A 16,443-nucleotide genomic window follows, 5' to 3' on the forward strand; every position below is an offset into this window, starting at 1 on the left:
GCGAGAATGTTGCTTGTCAAAGGCACAACCAGCGAACCCGAGAAGGCCGGACCCGACCACCATGAAGAAGATTACGCAAGAATCGAACAGCAGTAAAGCGCAAACGAAAAGCGTGCTAGATGAGCTGATCCAGCAAGGCGCGCGGCAGATCATTCAGCAGGCAGTCGAGGTGGAACTGGCGACCATGCTCGAACAGTACAGCAACGTGAAGTCGATCGACGGCCGGCGTGCCGTGGTGCGCAACGGCTACCTGCCCGAGCGCGAGGTCGTCACAGCGATCGGTCCGGTGACGGTTCAGGTGCCGAAGGTGCGGGATCGTTCGGGCTCGGGCATCCGGTTCAATTCGACGATCGTGCCGCCGTACGTGCGCAAGTCCGCGCGCGTGTCGGCAGCGCTGCCGTGGCTGTACCTGCGAGGCATCTCGACGGGCGACATGAGCGAAGCTATGGGCATCATGCTGGGCGGCCAGGTCAGCGGCATGTCGCCGAACGTCGTGAGCCGGCTGAAGGCCCAATGGGCCGATGAGCATGAGCAGTGGAATCGGCGTGAGCTGTCGTCGGCGCGCTGGGTCTACTGGTGGGCCGACGGCATTCACACCGGTGTGCGCAGCGACGATTCCGACGGCCAGTGCCTGCTGGTGATCGTTGGCGTCAAACCGGACGGGACGAAGGAACGTGTGGCCATCGGTGACGGCTACCGGGAATCGAAGGCATCGTGGAGCGAACTGCTGCTCGATCTGAAGAAGCGCGGCCTGCCGTCGGGGCCACTGCTGGCCTGCGGCGATGGCGCGATGGGATTCTGGGCCGCGATGGAGGAAGTGTTCCCGCAGACGAAGCATCAGCGCTGCTGGTTTCACAAGATGGGTAACGTGCTCAATGCGCTGCCGAAATCGCAGCAGGCTCGAGGCAAGAAGGCGATGCAGGACATCTGGATGGCGGCCACGCGCGCTGATGCACTGGCCGCATTCAATCACTTCGTCGACGCGTACTCGGCAAAGTACCCGAAGGTCGCCGAAAAGCTGACGGAAGATCGTGACGAGCTGCTCGCGTTTTACGATTTCCCGGCTGAACACTGGCAGCATCTGCGCACCACGAACCCGATTGAATCGACCTTTGCGACGGTGCGCCATCGCACGAAACGCACGCGCAACTGTGTATCGCGCGCGACGTTCCTCGGGCTGGCGTTCAAGCTGATCGAGTCGGCCGAAGAATCGTGGCGGCGCATCCGCGCCCCGGAAAAGCTCACTTCGATGCTTGACGGGATGACGTTCAAGGATGGAGAACCGGTGACCGACAGCACACCGGCTCAGCAATCGCTAGCCGCCTGATTACGCCGAGACCGCATACACCAGATTTGACTTTAACTCTGCGGTCGGCATCTACAACAGCGGATACGGATCGGAAGGGATCGAAGCGGCGTTGCGCAGGGTGGGCGCGGCGGGCAAGATAGTGTGGGTCGGCCATGAAATGCTCGACCGCCACAGGCAATACATCGAGCAAGGCATGATGGATATCGCCATCGACCAGGACCCTGACGGGCAGGTGATCTCAGCATTGCAGCATGCGCTCAATGCGTGCGGCGTGGTGGACGCGCCCGCGCCTCCCGGGCCCGTCGAGTTCCGCATTTTCTGCTCGGCCAACCTGCGCCGAAGCCCTTATCTGGTCGACCACCTTGCGAGGCGAACCCGATCCTCGGCGTATCGACGAGCTGAAAGCGACCGCATTGGCCGGTGGGGGAATCACCGGCAGCACGCCGCAGGCTGACCACGCCTCGGTCTGCGCAATACTGTAGTACGCGCCGTCGGCGATCACGCAGTCGACGTTCGCGTCGACTGCCAGCATCGCATTCAGGCCCGCCTCGTCGGAGACGTTGTCCTCGGTAATCGCGATCTGGTGGACATTCATCTCCGGGTCGATCGACAGATGCATCTTGCGCCACGGCGTCTGGCTCGCGTCGCGCCCGTACCGTTCACAATCAGCCGGCGACGCGCTGGCACGACCATCTCGTTCGGTACATCAAGGACAAGGGCATCCATGCGTTCCGCAACAAATACGGGTATGGCCAGCGTGCGCTGGTCGAGGCGCAGATCTCGCGAATCAAGCGTTGCATCGGTACGCGGCTACTGACGCGCAAAACCGAATCTCAGCAGCGCGAGGGCGTGATTATCGCGAACCTCGTGAATTTGTGGAACAGCTTCGGCAAGGCCGTTTGCGTTAAAAATGCCTAGTTGCGTCTGCAACCAACTGCAGCCATGCCCTGCTGAACAAAGCCAGGAAGCTGCGCCTTTTTTGCGCATACGTTCTTGCTGCTTTGCTCGACCGCAGCATTGCGCCGGCCTGATGCGGGTGCATCGAAGAATGAATTGTTCAGGGCCGACTATTGAATTTCGAAGAATTTCGAAAAAATCGGCGGTTCCAGCTTATAACCCCTACAAGCGAATGATCTCGTTGGCATCCCAATGGCCGTGCCACTTTCAATCCTCAGGTCCACGACCGCTGAGGCGAGAAATTTTCAAGCGCCAGAGCGAGTACGATCGCCAACGCGCAACGGCATTGACCCCACTGCTTTCGGCGTAGCGCCTGAACGACGGCGACGCTCAGCGACCGGCGATGACACTGCGCCGGTCTCCCACACGAATCTTGCGGGCTTGCGTTCAACGAAGGCAAACAATAGCAGTCCTGAGCCCAACGTAAACGATTGAATGTGACTATAGAAAAACCTATGAACTCAATGTCACGGCGATCAGTATAAAGGATCATCAACTCGACGGAAAATGCGTCGATGTGGCATTCCAATTAGGCGGGTCTTGCCCGAAAACATTGCGAACGAAGAAATCCATGAGCTTACGCTCGGTGAAGATACCGGGGGCCCCATGATCAGCACCAGGCACATAGACCATTTCGAATTCCTTTCCCGCCTTAATGAGACTGTCGGCGAGCGCAAAGGTGGAGGCCGGATCGACATTGTGGTCCATTTCGCCCACGACAAGCATAAGTTTGCCGCGCAGATTGTCGGCATTGTCGATGGCGGAGGACTGTGAGTATTCGATGCCGACGGGCCAGCCCATCCACTGTTCGTTCCACCATATCTTGTCCATACGGTTGTCATAGCAACCACTGTTGGCTACCGCAACCTTATAGAAGTCCGAATGGAATAGCAGTGCATCAACGGCGTTCTGGCCGCCAGCTGATGTACCGAAGATTCCCAAATTCGAGATGTCGTACCAGGGATATACAGAGGCAGCCGCCTTATGCCACAGAATGCGATCGGGAAGGCCTGCATCTTTCAGATTCTTCCACGCGACGTCATGGAAAAGGCGTGAACGGTTGTTAGTGCCCATTCCGTCGATTTGCACAACGATAAAACCCAACTGGGTAAGGGGCTCTGTTGTGGTTGTGAATGACTTTGGGACGTATGAGCCTTGCGGGCCGGCATATATTGATCCGGCAATAAAATGTTGAAACTTTGAGCGCAGCACATGGTCGGAAGTAGTATGGAAAAAATCGACTCCCGAACCTTGCCGATGGCGGCACTGAATGAACGCCGTCGCCGCGCGGTGAAGATGCGCATCGAAGGCGTAGCGTTGAAAGAAGTGGCTCTGCGTTGCGAGATGTCGCCCACGACGGTGATTGCGGCCTGCAAGGCGTACGAGGCGGGCGGCTGGCGTGCCGTGGATGTCGGACCTCGCGGTCGTCCGTCGGGTACCGGACGCAGCCTGAGCGCAGATCAGGAGCGGGTCGTGCAGAAAATCATCCGGGACCGCACACCTGACCAGTTGAAAATGCCTTATGCCCTGTGGACCCGTCAGAGCGTGGCCGAAGTGATCGAACAACGGTTCGGCATCCGTGTGCCGGTTCGTACGATGGGGCTGTATCTGTCGCGCTGGGGCTTCACCCCGCAAAAGCCATTGAAGAAGGCTTATGAGCAATCGCCGGCGGCGATCAGGAAGTGGCTCGATGAAGACTATCCTGCCATTGCGCAGCGGGCCCAGGCTGAAGGAGCCGAAGTCCACTGGGGCGATGAAACCGGACTGCGCTCCGACGATGTTCGGGGCCGCGGTTACGCGCCCACGGGAAAGACACCGGTGCTCAAGGTCAACGCGAAGCGTGCCGGCCTGTCGGTCATCTCCACCGTGACGAATAAAGGACAGATGCGCTGGAAGATCTTCGACGGTGCGCTGAACACCGGCATCCTGATCGACTTCATGCGACGGCTGATCACCGGGGCGAAGAAAAAGATCTTCCTGATCCTGGACAATCTGCGTGCCCATCACGGCAAGGCCGTGATGGCCTGGCTGGACAGGCACCGCGACCGGATCGAGGTGTTCTATCTGCCCAGCTACAGCCCTGAGCTCAATCCCAACGAGATGGCCAACGCCGACCTCAAGCAAAGCGTCACACGGCGGGCGCCAACGCGTACCAGGCTGCAACTGGTCAAGGCCACCGCGCACCATTACAGGGTTGTGCAGAAGCAACCCGAACGCATCCGGCGATACTTCCAGCACGATCCTGTCCGTTATGCGGCTTGATTTCAACATTTTATTGCCGGATCAATATATCCTCCACCACAGGATACTTCAGATGTGGATCGAATCTATCTGGTAGATGAATGATTCCCCAAATATCGGTCTTACCATCGCGCCCTTTGGCAACAATATTGATTGGTGCTCTCCATCCATTAGATTCGAGTTGGGAGATGTCGGTGCTCTCGATCTGCATCAGTTTAGCGTTGTCGCTAGACCGGAAAAGCGCCATGCGTGGGGGAAGGTCGATACGCGACCAGAGGTCGACGTAGAATCTACCGTCCGGAGAAAACTCGATGTGATGATTGGCCGGTTCTGGCGTAAGTGATGTCAGCCCCTTTCCGTCGAAGCCAATTCGGTAGGCATGAACGAAATAAGGGTCCTCACCGAAATTCATTCCGCTTGCTTCAAACCAGATTTCCCTTCTGACCGGATCGATGTGGTCCACCGCGCGGACAACCCAGTCACCTTTGGTGATTTGGTTTTCTAAAACACCGGTACGGCCATTAAAGAGGTACAGATGTTCAAATCCATCGCGCTCGGATGCCCAGATAATTTCCTCTCCATCATTAACGTTGTAACGAAAGTGTTTTCCGGCACTTCTTTGGTTATTTCTTAAATCTGTATAATCGACCAACGTGGAGCTGACCTCATCGATCAAAGAGCGCGTACGGCCGGTGGCTGCCTCCACCTCGATTACTCGGTAGAGCTGATGGCCGCGCTGGTTGTACTCAAATGTAAAGCTTTCCCCACCCTTCCACCAATTAATTTCGGAAAGGTCAAAAGGATTCGGGAACAAGGCATTGTCGATATTGACCATGCGCTTGTTGACTATGTCGAATAGTACCGGTTGCCGTCGCGGAAGAATATCTCCCGCTTTGGGATACGCTAATGGCTCATACCTGGCTTGATGGTTTGTTGCTGAGGAATTGACAAGCATGATTTGACGCGGTTGGCCGACGGCGACACGGTAACCTGCGAGGTGATTCGAGTCAGGGGACCACTTTAGGGATGAGAAGACGTAATTGTTCGCTTCTGTCCCGTCCGAACTTAACGGTACATTTACTGACCCGTCCTTACTCATTAGAAAGACGTTGTAGTTTTTGATATATGCTTTCCACTTGCCGTCCGGTGAATCGCTTGTTATTCGACTATCGCTTTCAGCCGTGGGCGTGAAGTCGTTATGAAATGACAAGATTTTGCCCTGAGAGATCCTAGTGCAGATGTAGCTTGAAAGATCACAACTCCACTGAACGGAATCAATGGAGAACAGCAACTGGTTGCCGTCTTGTCCGATTTCGAAGCGGTCAAAGGGCAGCGAATTGCCTCGGAAATTCGAGGAGGCCGCCTTATTTAATGCTTCGGCAAGGCGGCTATGATCGAAAGCCGGTTGCTTCTTCCCAGTTTTGATATTGAATTTAATGAACTGGCGCTCACCATGTGTCGTCCGTCGGTAGGCAAGGGTCTCGGGCGAAAGCCAGAAAGGGGGGGTATCGACGAAATTGACAATCTTATCCGAGTACTGGTAACGAACTGTGAGAGCCCGCTGAAAGTCTGAGGGGGTAAGAGCAAAGGGTGGGTGTATGGTGCCGTTCCCCTGGTTGTTAGCAGCCGATAGCAACGTGCAGTAGGAAATTAGAAGCAGAAAGATGGTGACAATTTTTTGCATGGATGTTTGGCCTTGACTATGTACAGGTTACGCCGTCGGCTTACCTTGGAGCAATTGTTATGCCATCAGTGAATGCGAGTGGGTATGATCAGTGTCCGCTGATCGCAAGCGAGGCGACCGGTGAGGTACTGTCGCGATAACGGGAAGTAGAGTGGCCGGTCTTGGAAACTGCAAGTCGGCAGATGAATAAGCCAGCGAAGACGCCGCGACAGGTGGCCTCGTTCGTTCAAACGAGGGAGTTAAAGTCAAATCTGGTGTATGCGGTCTCGGCGTAATCAGGCGGCTAGCGATTGCTGAGCCGGTGTGCTGTCGGTCACCGGTTCTCCATCCTTGAACGTCATCCCGTCAAGCATCGAAGTGAGCTTTTCCGGGGCGCGGATGCGCCGCCACGATTCTTCGGCCGACTCGATCAGCTTGAACGCCAGCCCGAGGAACGTCGCGCGCGATACACAGTTGCGCGTGCGTTTCGTGCGATGGCGCACCGTCGCAAAGGTCGATTCAATCGGGTTCGTGGTGCGCAGATGCTGCCAGTGTTCAGCCGGGAAATCGTAAAACGCGAGCAGCTCGTCACGATCTTCCGTCAGCTTTTCGGCGACCTTCGGGTACTTTGCCGAGTACGCGTCGACGAAGTGATGGCGGATTCAACCGGTCGATGCAACACAATGAACGCTGCATGAGCGGCGGGAGTGTTGCAAATGAAACAGCGACACCGGATTTACTACAGCGAGAAGCAGAAAGCGCTGATGTGGGAGCGCTGGCGAAAGGGTGAGTCTCTCGAGCATATCGCCCAGCTCTTCGATCGCCACCACTCGTCCGTGCAGCGGATCATCGGCGAAGCCGGTGGAATCCCGCCGGCAAAGCGACATCGTTCGCGGCTGGCGCTAACATTAGCCGAGCGGGAAGAGATATCGAGCGCGCTTGTTGCTGGCGATTCGATCCAGTCAATCGCCAGTCGGCTTGCGCGGGCTCCCTCTACCATCTGCCGCGAGATCAAACGCAACAGTGGGCAGGATGGCTATCGGGCAAGTCACGCCGATCAGCTTGCCTGGGATCGGGCGCAGCGGCCCAAAGTCTGTAAGCTGGTCGAACACCGGATGTTGGCACGCATCGTGGCAGACAAACTTCAACTGGAGTGGTCGCCCGAGCAGATCGCGGGATGGCTCAGGCGCGCGTACCCGGACAACGAGGATTACCACGTGTCACACGAGACCATCTACCGCAGTCTCTTCATCCAGGCCCGTGGTGTCTTGAAGAAGGAATTGCTCGAACATTTGCGGCGTACCCGGGTCATGCGGCGTTCCCGCCATTACACGCAGAAGACGGGCGACCACGGCAGGATCCGCGACACGGTGTCGATCAGCGAACGTCCAGCCACGATCGAGGACCGCGCAGTGCCGGGACATTGGGAGGGTGATCTGCTTTGCGGCAGCGGGAGCAGCCAGATTGCGACGCTCGTCGAGCGCCAGACACGCTATGTGATGCTGGTGAAGATTGCCAGCAAGGACAGCGAGGTGGTTGCCGATGCGCTCATCAAACATGCCTGCAAATTGCCCCAGGAACTCTACAAATCGCTAACCTGGGATCGCGGCACTGAGATGGCCAGCCACAAACGCTTTACTGTTGCCACGGACATTGCCGTCTACTTCTGCGACCCACAACATCCCTGGCAGCGTGGGTCGAACGAGAACACGAATGGACTGTTGAGGCAATACTTCCCGAAAGGTACCGACCTGTCGGTGTATTCACAGACTAGGCTCAATGCTGTGGCGAGACGGCTCAATGAACGTCCGAGGAAGACACTGAATTACGAAACGCCAGCCGAGCGGTTTAACCAAACTATTGCATCGACCGGTTGAATCCGCCGATTGAATGCGGCCAGTGCATCAGCGCGCGTGGCCGCCATCCAGATGTCCTGCATCGCCTTCTTGCCTCGAGCCTGCTGCGGATTTCGGCAGCGCATTGAGCACGTTACCCATCTTGTGAAACCAGCAGCGCTGATGCTTCGTCTGCGGGAACACTTCCTCCATCGCGGCCCAGAATCCCATCGCGCCATCGCCGCAGGCCAGCAGTGGCCCCGACGGCAGGCCGCGCTTCTTCAGATCGAGCAGCAGTTCGCTCCACGATGCCTTCGATTCCCGGTAGCCGTCACCGATGGCCACACGTTCCTTCGTCCCGTCCGGTTTGACGCCAATGATCACCAGCAGGCACTGGCCGTCGGAATCGTCGCTGCGCACACCGGTGTGAATGCCGTCGGCCCACCAGTAGACCCAGCGCGCCGACGACAGCTCACGCCGATTCCACTGCTCATGCTCATCGGCCCATTGGGCCTTCAGCCGGCTCACGACGTTCGGCGACATGCCGCTGACCTGGCCGCCCAGCATGATGCCCATAGCTTCGCTCATGTCGCCCGTCGAGATGCCTCGCAGGTACAGCCACGGCAGCGCTGCCGACACGCGCGCGGACTTGCGCACGTACGGCGGCACGATCGTCGAATTGAACCGGATGCCCCAGCCCGAACGATCCCGCACCTTCGGCACCTGAACCGTCACCGGACCGATCGCTGTGACGACCTCGCGCTCGGGCAGGTAGCCGTTGCGCACCACGGCACGCCGGCCGTCGATCGACTTCACGTTGCTGTACTGTTCGAGCATGGTCGCCAGTTCCACCTCGACTGCCTGCTGAATGATCTGCCGCGCGCCTTGCTGGATCAGCTCATCTAGCACGCTTTTCGTTTGCGCTTTACTGCTGTTCGCTTCTTGCGTAATCTTCTTCATGGTGGTCGGGTCCGGCCTTCTCGGGTTCGCTGGTTGTGCCTTTGACAAGCAACATTCTCGCTAGACCGCCACCGCCATCTCAAATTCCCGCCGCTCCCGCTGTACACCAGATTCGACAATAGCTCCGTTCAGACAGGATCCGCGAGTTTTTAAGTGGAATCGCTGAGGCAATCAGGCTGCCGATTTTATCGCTGGCAGCGTGGCGAAGTATGCTTCATCCAGTGTCTGGTCGGCCAGCCTGGCATCAGGCCGGTTCTGGTTATACCCGTTCAGGTGATCGCCGATTGAGCTGCGGGCGTGGCTGACCGAGTCATAGGCTTTCAGATAGACCTCTTCATATTTGACGCTGCGCCACACCCGTTCGACGAACACGTTGTCACGCCAGGCGCCCTTTCCATCCATGGACAGAGGAACGTTCCGGCTGAGCACCGCGTCGGTGAATCGGTTGCGGTGAACGGGGCTGCCTTGATCCGTGTTGACGATCTCAGGCAGCCCGTATTTCGCAAACGCTTCCTCCAGCGCCTCGACAGCGTGGCAGCTCTCCAGCGTGATCGCCACCCGGTATGCCAGCACCCGACGACTCGCCCAGTCCACGACGGCCGTCAGATAGACGAAGCCGCGCGCCATCGGGATATAGCTCGTATCGAGTGCCCAGACCTGATTGGCCCGGTCGATCTTCCGGTTGCGTAGCAGGTATGGCCAGATCCTGTGGGCTGCATGCTTGCGGCTCGTGTTCGGCTTGCGATACAACGCCTCGACGCCCATGCGCTTCATCAAGGTGCCGGCGTGCCTGCGCCCGACCTTGCTGCCTTCGCGACGCAGCACCCCACGCGATTGGTAATAGGCGCTCGCCCGGCTGATGCCTACCAGCCGCCACGATCAATCATCGCCTTACGCCCAGCAATCCCGGCCTTGCTGAGCGCGCTTTCTAAAAAATCATTCTCCAGCGTCAACTGCCCGATCTTCGCGTGCAGTACCTTCACGTCGACTGGCGGTGCCGCTGGCGCCGAGTTGCCCGCTTCGAACACATCGGCAACCCGCTCCTGCAGTTGCTTCTTCCAGTCCGTGATCTGATTCGGATGGACATCAAACTGCTGGGCCAGCTCTGCCAGCGTCTTGTCGCCCTTGAGCGCCGCGAGTGCCACCTTTGCCTTGAACGCTGCTGAGTGTGTCCGTCGGTTTCGTTTCGTCATCTTCTGGTTCCTTGTTGCCGCCCATTATGACCGACTCACGCCCCTGCTTTTCCACTCAACGAACTGTCCGAATTCTCGGCGCCACCTCTGTTTGTCCGCAACCCAACATTTCCTACAACCGTCGGCCCGATTGGCGGAAATGCGTCACTGCACACGGAGATGGCCAGCCCCCCCGTTGACTAAGTCGTGCTCGTATGCAGCGCCAGCGACCTTGAGCCGTACGTCTACCTCGTGCACAGGCTCACTGAATGGCCACCGCGCAACCTGCTGCGATTTGTCCGAACGCGTACCGCTCCGCATCTCAAAACTCGCACGATCGCGGGCATTGAATTCGACTGCGGCCCAACGGGGTAGTTGTCATTCGCATGAAGCTTCCCTGCCAGTACGGCCCCACCCCGTGCAGGCCCGCGAGCTCAAGCAGGCTGACATCGTCTTGCATGCGTCGCGTTGTGACATGCGGGCATCGAGTTGCTCCCAGGTTCTGCGGTAAGCCTAACGCGGGAACAGTGCGTCACGAATCGCTAGGGTTCTGTCGCGATAACGATGGCAGATCAAATGAGTGAATGTACATAGGATTGCTTACATAGCCAGCAGGTAGAACTGCCCGGCAACCGTTCGGGCGACGCGATCGTCTTGCATCTGTCCCTTGCGGATCATATGCATCACTTCGATGCCAGACAGAATGATGCGGGCACAGCGAAAGTCCTTGAATCCCATCATCGGTTTGATGATGCGTTTGATCGCTCGGTGGTCCTGCTCGATGATGTTGTTCAGATACTTGTTCTGGCGGATCTTGATCGGCGTATCGCGCCCGGCGTTGAGAGCCTCGAGCGCAGCCAGATTCGCACCGCTCTTGTCCACGGTAATCGTCTCGGGCTCGCCGTTCTGGTCAGTCGCCTTCTCAAAGTAGCGGCGCGCAGCGGCCTTGTCTCGATGGGCACGCAGCAGGAAATCGACTGTGTTGCCCTGCTTGTCGACAGCGCGGTACAAATACTTCCATTGGCCTCTGACCTTGACGTACGTCTCGTCCATCCTCCAGCTCTTGCCCACCGGGCGCTTGTGGCGGCGAAACGCCTTCTCAAACAGCGGTACGACCTTGATAACCCAGCGGTGCACGCTCGAATGGTCGACCTCGATGCCTCGCTCTGCCATCATCTCCTCGAGATTTCGCAGGCTCAACGAGTAAGCCACATACCAGCGTACGCACAGCAGGATCACGTCCAACGGATAGTGCAGTCGCTTGAGACCTTTGCCGATGCCCGGAGGCAACGTCGCGCGTGGTGTCTTCTTCGTCTGGCCCATGCTGTTCGTCACTCAGGATCGAACGCAAATTTTAACCCGGCACCTTGGCGCGACAGAACCCCGATTATATCGCACAGACGACCGGCTCACGACCTCGGCAATTGGGAGCTTCCCGGGAACCGTTGTAAGCGGCTTAGCGAAACCTGCGAGCGGTTATTCGCTTCAACTTAATACTAATTCCGCCGATAATCCAGCCTATTGCGCACAGAATGGATTTCATTCGGATTGTCGAGTGTGGCAGCAATCCGTTTATTCACCTGACCTTCCGAATTCGGAGCCTGGGCCTCAAGGTCAAGTTCCCGTGGGGCCGCAAATATTTATTCAAGATTGGATATTGCTGAAAAATAAAGACGATTTAGCTAAGCTGAAAATGGCTAAACCTAGTCCATGCCCCGCCGGCTGGACAGAAAGTCCAAACGAGGGGTGCTACAAAAACAGTCCCGCTCTTGCGGCACCAGACATTCCCGTATGTTGTTGCAGACGCAACTATAGATCTTTTACGCACACGCACTTGCCGAACGCGTTCCACAGGTTGACGAGGTTGGCGATGACGACACCCTCGTTTTCCGGCTCCGTCGCGCTAAGGAGGTACTGTAAAAGCAGGGCATGAAGAATTCGCCCGAAGAGCCAGTGGAGAAGGAACGAATTTTGCGAAAGACGTTGGCGGCTGGCGTTGCGAAGGTTCTGAAGGCCTGACCCGCCTATAAGGACCTCCCCATTTTGACAAGCGGGTTTTAATGCGTCGCTGACCAAGCTTCGGTGTCGTTCGAGACGTTGGTGGTGCGGACGGCGGCGAGACAGACTGCATGCCCATAAACGGCCTTACTGGGCGCTGTGGTTCCGCCCGGGCCCGGATAGTAACCGCGCAGCGGGACTCCATCCCTGGGACGGCGAATAGATGCGATTTGGCGCCTTACGGTTCATCGAGTTCGCCCGCTGCCGGTCTGACCTGTCGCTATCCTTTACCTGTTGCGTCTTCGAGTGCAAAGTGGATCGTGGTTGATGGCTGACTCAGCTGTCTGTTGCGCAAATCACCGCGCGCGGAGCAATACATACGTGCGATGGATCGAATTTCTCGCCTTTCGCGAGCACGCCCAGAGAATAAGCGCGGGGCAGGTGCAGCCCGCAGCTACCCGCCGTTCATCCGTCGGTCGTTGCAGAAGCGCGAAAGCTTGTCAGACCGCGCGTTGTGCCCTGCCTGGAGTAGTTTGGTATGTCAAACGGTGTCATCGTGCGTCGCGGCCGTTACTACTGGCATCTTTCTGTGCAGGCTCTCTACGACGGCAAAACAGCCTGCATCGACTGGCGCTCCTTGCTGCCTTTGAACGGTGGAACCACAAAGCAACGGCAGAGTTTGTTGGCATCATCGAAAGGTTTGCTGATTGCCTTGGTCGAATCGCCGCGCGACCACAGAGGAGAGAGACTCGCGCATTCGACCGTCCTTAACTGGGTTCACGATCTTCGTCGGCTGATCAGATGGATGACGTCAAAAGACGTCTGGTCGTTTTCGGATCTGCGCGTGACCGACATAGTCGACTACATGACATTCAGCACTATGCGGAAAGATGGAGGCGGCGAAGTCGCCCCACACACATTGTACATGCGGGGAAAGCTGCTCCATGAGATGTGGGAGGTCCGGCACCAGTATCCGAGCCCCCTTCTCATTGACTCTACGCACTGGATATTGAAGCGACGCGACGACGGGGACGCAGTTCGACGTGGAGGGCACTTGACGAGTCAGTTGCTCTTCCCTTGCTCGGTGCCGCGATAACGTGGTTACGTACACACGGCGACTATCTGCTCGAAGTGTATGAGCGCGGCGAACGTCTACTAATCGACCAAATAGGAACTACGCAGTACCAGCCCAGAAAGATCAGGGGCGGCTTCTTCAAAGCCCTGCCAACCGAGGAAGGATACTAGCGTCTAGCTTACCAGATACCGCACGATGGAATGAACGAACATCATGTCGTATGGCGTGCATTGGTTTTGACAGATGGTGCCTGCTTCACGATCATGCTGTTTCTCGTAGGGATGCGACTGGCTGAGCTGGTCAGGCTCGACTCCGGCTGTTTGCGGAAAGAGATCGGATATGGTGGCGGGACGGTCACACATCTCGCTGGGATCGCGGCGAAAGGTGGCGGAGCGGCGCGACGTGGGTTACCTGTGATGCGGTGGTAGAAGTTGTGAGGTTTTACGAAAGGATGTTTCGCCGCGCGCGCGCCGACGCCGGCTTCGACGCTTTGATTGCCACCGCGGCGAGGCGCTGGCAGGTTTCATTCAATGTGACCTCGCGCGTCAATGCAAAAATCATTGCGAATAGAATGCGTCTCTTTACACAACACGTCGCGCAGCAACAAGAGCTATTGTCGAATCTGGTGTACAGCGGGAGCGGCGGGAATTTGAGAAGGCGGTGGCGGTCTAGCGAGAATGTTGCTTGTCAAAGGCACAACCAGCGAACCCGAGAAGGCCGGACCCGACCACCATGAAGAAGATTACGCAAGAATCGAACAGCAGTAAAGCGCAAACGAAAAGCGTGCTAGATGAGCTGATCCAGCAAGGCGCGCGGCAGATCATTCAGCAGGCAGTCGAGGTGGAACTGGCGACCATGCTCGAACAGTACAGCAACGTGAAGTCGATCGACGGCCGGCGTGCCGTGGTGCGCAACGGCTACCTGCCCGAGCGCGAGGTCGTCACAGCGATCGGTCCGGTGACGGTTCAGGTGCCGAAGGTGCGGGATCGTTCGGGCTCGGGCATCCGGTTCAATTCGACGATCGTGCCGCCGTACGTGCGCAAGTCCGCGCGCGTGTCGGCAGCGCTGCCGTGGCTGTACCTGCGAGGCATCTCGACGGGCGACATGAGCGAAGCTATGGGCATCATGCTGGGCGGCCAGGTCAGCGGCATGTCGCCGAACGTCGTGAGCCGGCTGAAGGCCCAATGGGCCGATGAGCATGAGCAGTGGAATCGGCGTGAGCTGTCGTCGGCGCGCTGGGTCTACTGGTGGGCCGACGGCATTCACACCGGTGTGCGCAGCGACGATTCCGACGGCCAGTGCCTGCTGGTGATCATTGGCGTCAAACCGGACGGGACGAAGGAACGTGTGGCCATCGGTGACGGCTACCGGGAATCGAAGGCATCGTGGAGCGAACTGCTGCTCGATCTGAAGAAGCGCGGCCTGCCGTCGGGGCCACTGCTGGCCTGCGGCGATGGCGCGATGGGATTCTGGGCCGCGATGGAGGAAGTGTTCCCGCAGACGAAGCATCAGCGCTGCTGGTTTCACAAGATGGGTAACGTGCTCAATGCGCTGCCGAAATCGCAGCAGGCTCGAGGCAAGAAGGCGATGCAGGACATCTGGATGGCGGCCACGCGCGCTGATGCACTGGCCGCATTCAATCACTTCGTCGACGCGTACTCGGCAAAGTACCCGAAGGTCGCCGAAAAGCTGACGGAAGATCGTGACGAGCTGCTCGCGTTTTACGATTTCCCGGCTGAACACTGGCAGCATCTGCGCACCACGGATGAAATACACAAGCCCTCACGCCGTACTTCGCTCGTTCGCTATGTCCGCGCTTCCGGCCACCGTATCGGCGCGCTGTCTGATTTGGGGCGCGACTGCTTCCATCGGTTAAACAGTCTCTGATAGGTTCGCTCGGACTGCTCGGCCATGGCTCGCTCCTGCTGGCGGACGCTCTTCAGACTGTAGGCGGCAGCCGAACCTTTGCGCGAGCCATGCTGCGCCGGCATTCCAGCCTGCAGTTCCAGCGCGCGCAGCTTGTGCGCGGTTAACGCGGGACGATCCCACGCGAACGGTTCGCCACGTGTCATCACATACCAGACGATCACGGCGAGCTTGCGAGCGGTCGCTACGACGGCAATTTGTTGGCCGCGGCGATCGCGCACGCGCAGGAAGAAGGCGCGCAGTGGCCCGGGCGCCTGCGTGGCGCCCCAGGCAGCCTCGACCAGCATCGCCCGTGCGTAAGAGCGGCCGCGCTTGGTGATGTGGCCGTGCCTGGCCGGTGTTGGGCCGGATTGATAGACCGACGGATTGAGCCCGAAGTAGCTCACCAGCTTCTCCGGATTCGGAAACCGCTCGATGTCGCCGATGGCCGATAGCAGCCCGATCGCCACCGTGGTATTGACGCCGGTAATCGTCAGCATCACGCGTAGTCGCGCGTCGTCGATGGTCGCTTGCGCGAGTGCCTGCTCCACCTCACGCAGATCTTCGCCGAGGCGGTCCAGTTCGCGCAGTCGCTGCTCGATGCCCAGGCGTTCATCCAGCGGCAGCGGTTGAACGCTGAGCCATGCACGCCCCTTCCTGCCAAACAGATCGGTGGCAGGACACCGCTCGATCAGATGCGCCGCCAGCACGGCGTGAACCTCGTTCTTCAGCCGCGTGCGTTGCCGCACCAGCTGCGAACGGCGCGAGATCTGCCGACGCAACGCCAGCGTGCGCTCGTCTGGCATCCAGACTTCCGGCAGAAAGCCGCTTGCATACAGTTGTGCCAGCACGGCCGCATCGATCTTGTCCGTTTTGACGCGGGCTTCGGCGATCAGCCGGACTTGCAGCGGATTCGCAATCGCCACACGCGCGACGTGACGGCGGAGCACGTTGACGATGGCGGCAGTGTTGCCGGTTGCCTCGAGCACCACGTGATCGGTGGCACGTAGGTTCTCGGCAAAGCGTTCCAGCTGGTCGCGTCGCAACCCGGTACGGCCGCCGGCATGCATCAGGCCATTCTCCAGGTACGCGATCTCGGCCACGGAGCGCGAAACATCAAATCCCACGATTCGCATAACCGTCTCCCGTATCAGATCACTGTTGGGAGCCGGTGGGGCAGCACGACAACTACGGATTCGCGCTCACAGCGCAACCGGGCGGGTCGCAGGGGCGGCCAACTACTAACACGAGCTCGCGGCTCATCATGTAACAACGGCCTGCCCACCCGAAGTGCTCCCCAGTGCCCCTGTCCCGGATGGTCACACCAT

At 58.4% G+C, this 16,443-nt stretch carries 8 protein-coding genes and 7 pseudogenes; 6 read left to right on the forward strand and 9 right to left on the reverse strand.

Features of this window, described 5'->3' with window-relative positions; genetic code table 11:
* The first annotated feature begins 61 nt into the window (after positions 1 to 61).
* On the forward strand, positions 62 to 1,327 hold the full coding sequence (locus QFZ94_RS41940) for an IS256 family transposase (protein WP_429463916.1): 1,266 nt from the start codon (positions 62 to 64) through the stop codon (positions 1,325 to 1,327).
* Positions 1,328 to 1,370: 43 nt separating this feature from the next.
* Positions 1,371 to 1,661 (forward strand): annotated as a pseudogene (locus QFZ94_RS41945) (LacI family DNA-binding transcriptional regulator); the annotation flags it as partial.
* On the opposite strand, the pseudogene QFZ94_RS41950 reads toward QFZ94_RS41945, so the two are convergent.
* Together QFZ94_RS41950 and QFZ94_RS41955 are read right to left on the reverse strand one after the other, a co-directional pair.
* Positions 1,548 to 1,940, reverse strand: a pseudogene (locus QFZ94_RS41950) (transposase); the annotation flags it as partial. The pseudogenes QFZ94_RS41945 and QFZ94_RS41950 sit on opposite strands and share 114 nt — an antisense overlap.
* An 818-nt stretch (positions 1,941 to 2,758) precedes the next feature.
* Entirely contained in the window at positions 2,759 to 3,478 is a 720-nt protein-coding gene (locus tag QFZ94_RS41955; protein WP_429463918.1) for a S9 family peptidase, read from the reverse strand.
* A gap of 15 nt (positions 3,479 to 3,493) precedes the next feature.
* Between QFZ94_RS41955 and QFZ94_RS41960 the strand changes: the two genes are divergently transcribed.
* Positions 3,494 to 4,528: an IS630 family transposase gene (locus tag QFZ94_RS41960; protein ID WP_429455136.1), complete on the forward strand. Its 1,035-nt coding sequence runs from the start codon at positions 3,494 to 3,496 to the stop codon at positions 4,526 to 4,528.
* A 10-nt stretch (positions 4,529 to 4,538) separates the two neighbouring features.
* On the opposite strand, the gene QFZ94_RS41965 is transcribed toward QFZ94_RS41960, so the two are convergent.
* Complete coding sequence (locus QFZ94_RS41965; RefSeq protein ID WP_429463919.1) at positions 4,539 to 6,191, reverse strand: DPP IV N-terminal domain-containing protein; 1,653 nt, start codon at positions 6,189 to 6,191, stop codon at positions 4,539 to 4,541.
* Positions 6,192 to 6,466: 275 nt separating this feature from the next.
* Positions 6,467 to 6,820, reverse strand: a pseudogene (locus QFZ94_RS41970) (transposase); the annotation flags it as partial.
* A gap of 66 nt (positions 6,821 to 6,886) precedes the next feature.
* Between QFZ94_RS41970 and QFZ94_RS41975 the strand changes: the two are divergent.
* A complete protein-coding gene (locus QFZ94_RS41975; protein ID WP_429455971.1) occupies positions 6,887 to 8,047 on the forward strand; it encodes an IS30 family transposase in 1,161 nt (386 codons plus the stop codon).
* Here the strand turns inward: QFZ94_RS41975 and QFZ94_RS41980 are convergent.
* From QFZ94_RS41980 to QFZ94_RS41995, 4 genes and pseudogenes are all read right to left on the reverse strand, one after another.
* A pseudogene (locus QFZ94_RS41980) lies at positions 8,044 to 8,965 on the reverse strand (IS256 family transposase); the annotation flags it as partial. The gene QFZ94_RS41975 and the pseudogene QFZ94_RS41980 sit on opposite strands and share 4 nt — an antisense overlap.
* Positions 8,966 to 9,136: 171 nt before the next feature.
* Positions 9,137 to 10,158: pseudogene (locus tag QFZ94_RS41985) on the reverse strand (IS3 family transposase).
* Between the two features lie 362 nt (positions 10,159 to 10,520).
* Positions 10,521 to 10,683: pseudogene (locus QFZ94_RS41990) on the reverse strand (IS21 family transposase); the annotation flags it as partial.
* Between the two features lie 54 nt (positions 10,684 to 10,737).
* The gene (locus tag QFZ94_RS41995; protein WP_429463920.1) at positions 10,738 to 11,460 is read right to left on the reverse strand and encodes an IS6 family transposase; all 723 of its coding nucleotides are present in this window, start codon (positions 11,458 to 11,460) and stop codon (positions 10,738 to 10,740) included.
* Between the two features lie 1,213 nt (positions 11,461 to 12,673).
* Between QFZ94_RS41995 and QFZ94_RS42000 the strand changes: the two genes are divergently transcribed.
* Together QFZ94_RS42000 and QFZ94_RS42005 are read left to right on the forward strand one after the other, a co-directional pair.
* Positions 12,674 to 13,231 (forward strand): hypothetical protein, encoded by a 558-nt coding sequence (locus tag QFZ94_RS42000; protein ID WP_429463922.1) that lies wholly within the window; start codon positions 12,674 to 12,676, stop codon positions 13,229 to 13,231.
* A gap of 711 nt (positions 13,232 to 13,942) precedes the next feature.
* Positions 13,943 to 14,983, forward strand: a pseudogene (locus QFZ94_RS42005) (IS256 family transposase); the annotation flags it as partial.
* Between the two features lie 32 nt (positions 14,984 to 15,015).
* Here QFZ94_RS42005 and QFZ94_RS42010 read toward each other — a convergent pair.
* A complete protein-coding gene (locus QFZ94_RS42010; RefSeq protein WP_429459802.1) occupies positions 15,016 to 16,251 on the reverse strand; it encodes an IS110 family transposase in 1,236 nt (411 codons plus the stop codon).
* Between the last annotated feature and the right edge of the window lie 192 nt (positions 16,252 to 16,443).

The sequence above is a fragment of the Paraburkholderia sp. JPY465 genome, from assembly GCF_050436725.1.
Taxonomy (GTDB): Bacteria; Pseudomonadota; Gammaproteobacteria; order Burkholderiales; family Burkholderiaceae; genus Paraburkholderia; species Paraburkholderia youngii.

Bases quoted from the DNA above. Each gene is read 5' to 3' on its own strand.
- QFZ94_RS41940 (WP_429463916.1), top strand. From the start codon at position 62: ATGAAGAAGATTACGCAAGAATCGAACAGCAGTAAAGCGCAAACGAAA.
- QFZ94_RS41960 (WP_429455136.1), top strand. From the start codon at position 3,494: ATGGAAAAAATCGACTCCCGAACCTTGCCGATGGCGGCACTGAATGAA.
- QFZ94_RS41965 (WP_429463919.1), bottom strand. From the start codon at position 6,191: ATGCAAAAAATTGTCACCATCTTTCTGCTTCTAATTTCCTACTGCACG.
- QFZ94_RS41975 (WP_429455971.1), top strand. From the start codon at position 6,887: ATGAAACAGCGACACCGGATTTACTACAGCGAGAAGCAGAAAGCGCTG.
- QFZ94_RS41995 (WP_429463920.1), bottom strand. From the start codon at position 11,460: ATGGGCCAGACGAAGAAGACACCACGCGCGACGTTGCCTCCGGGCATC.
- QFZ94_RS42000 (WP_429463922.1), top strand. From the start codon at position 12,674: ATGTCAAACGGTGTCATCGTGCGTCGCGGCCGTTACTACTGGCATCTT.
- QFZ94_RS42010 (WP_429459802.1), bottom strand. From the start codon at position 16,251: ATGCGAATCGTGGGATTTGATGTTTCGCGCTCCGTGGCCGAGATCGCG.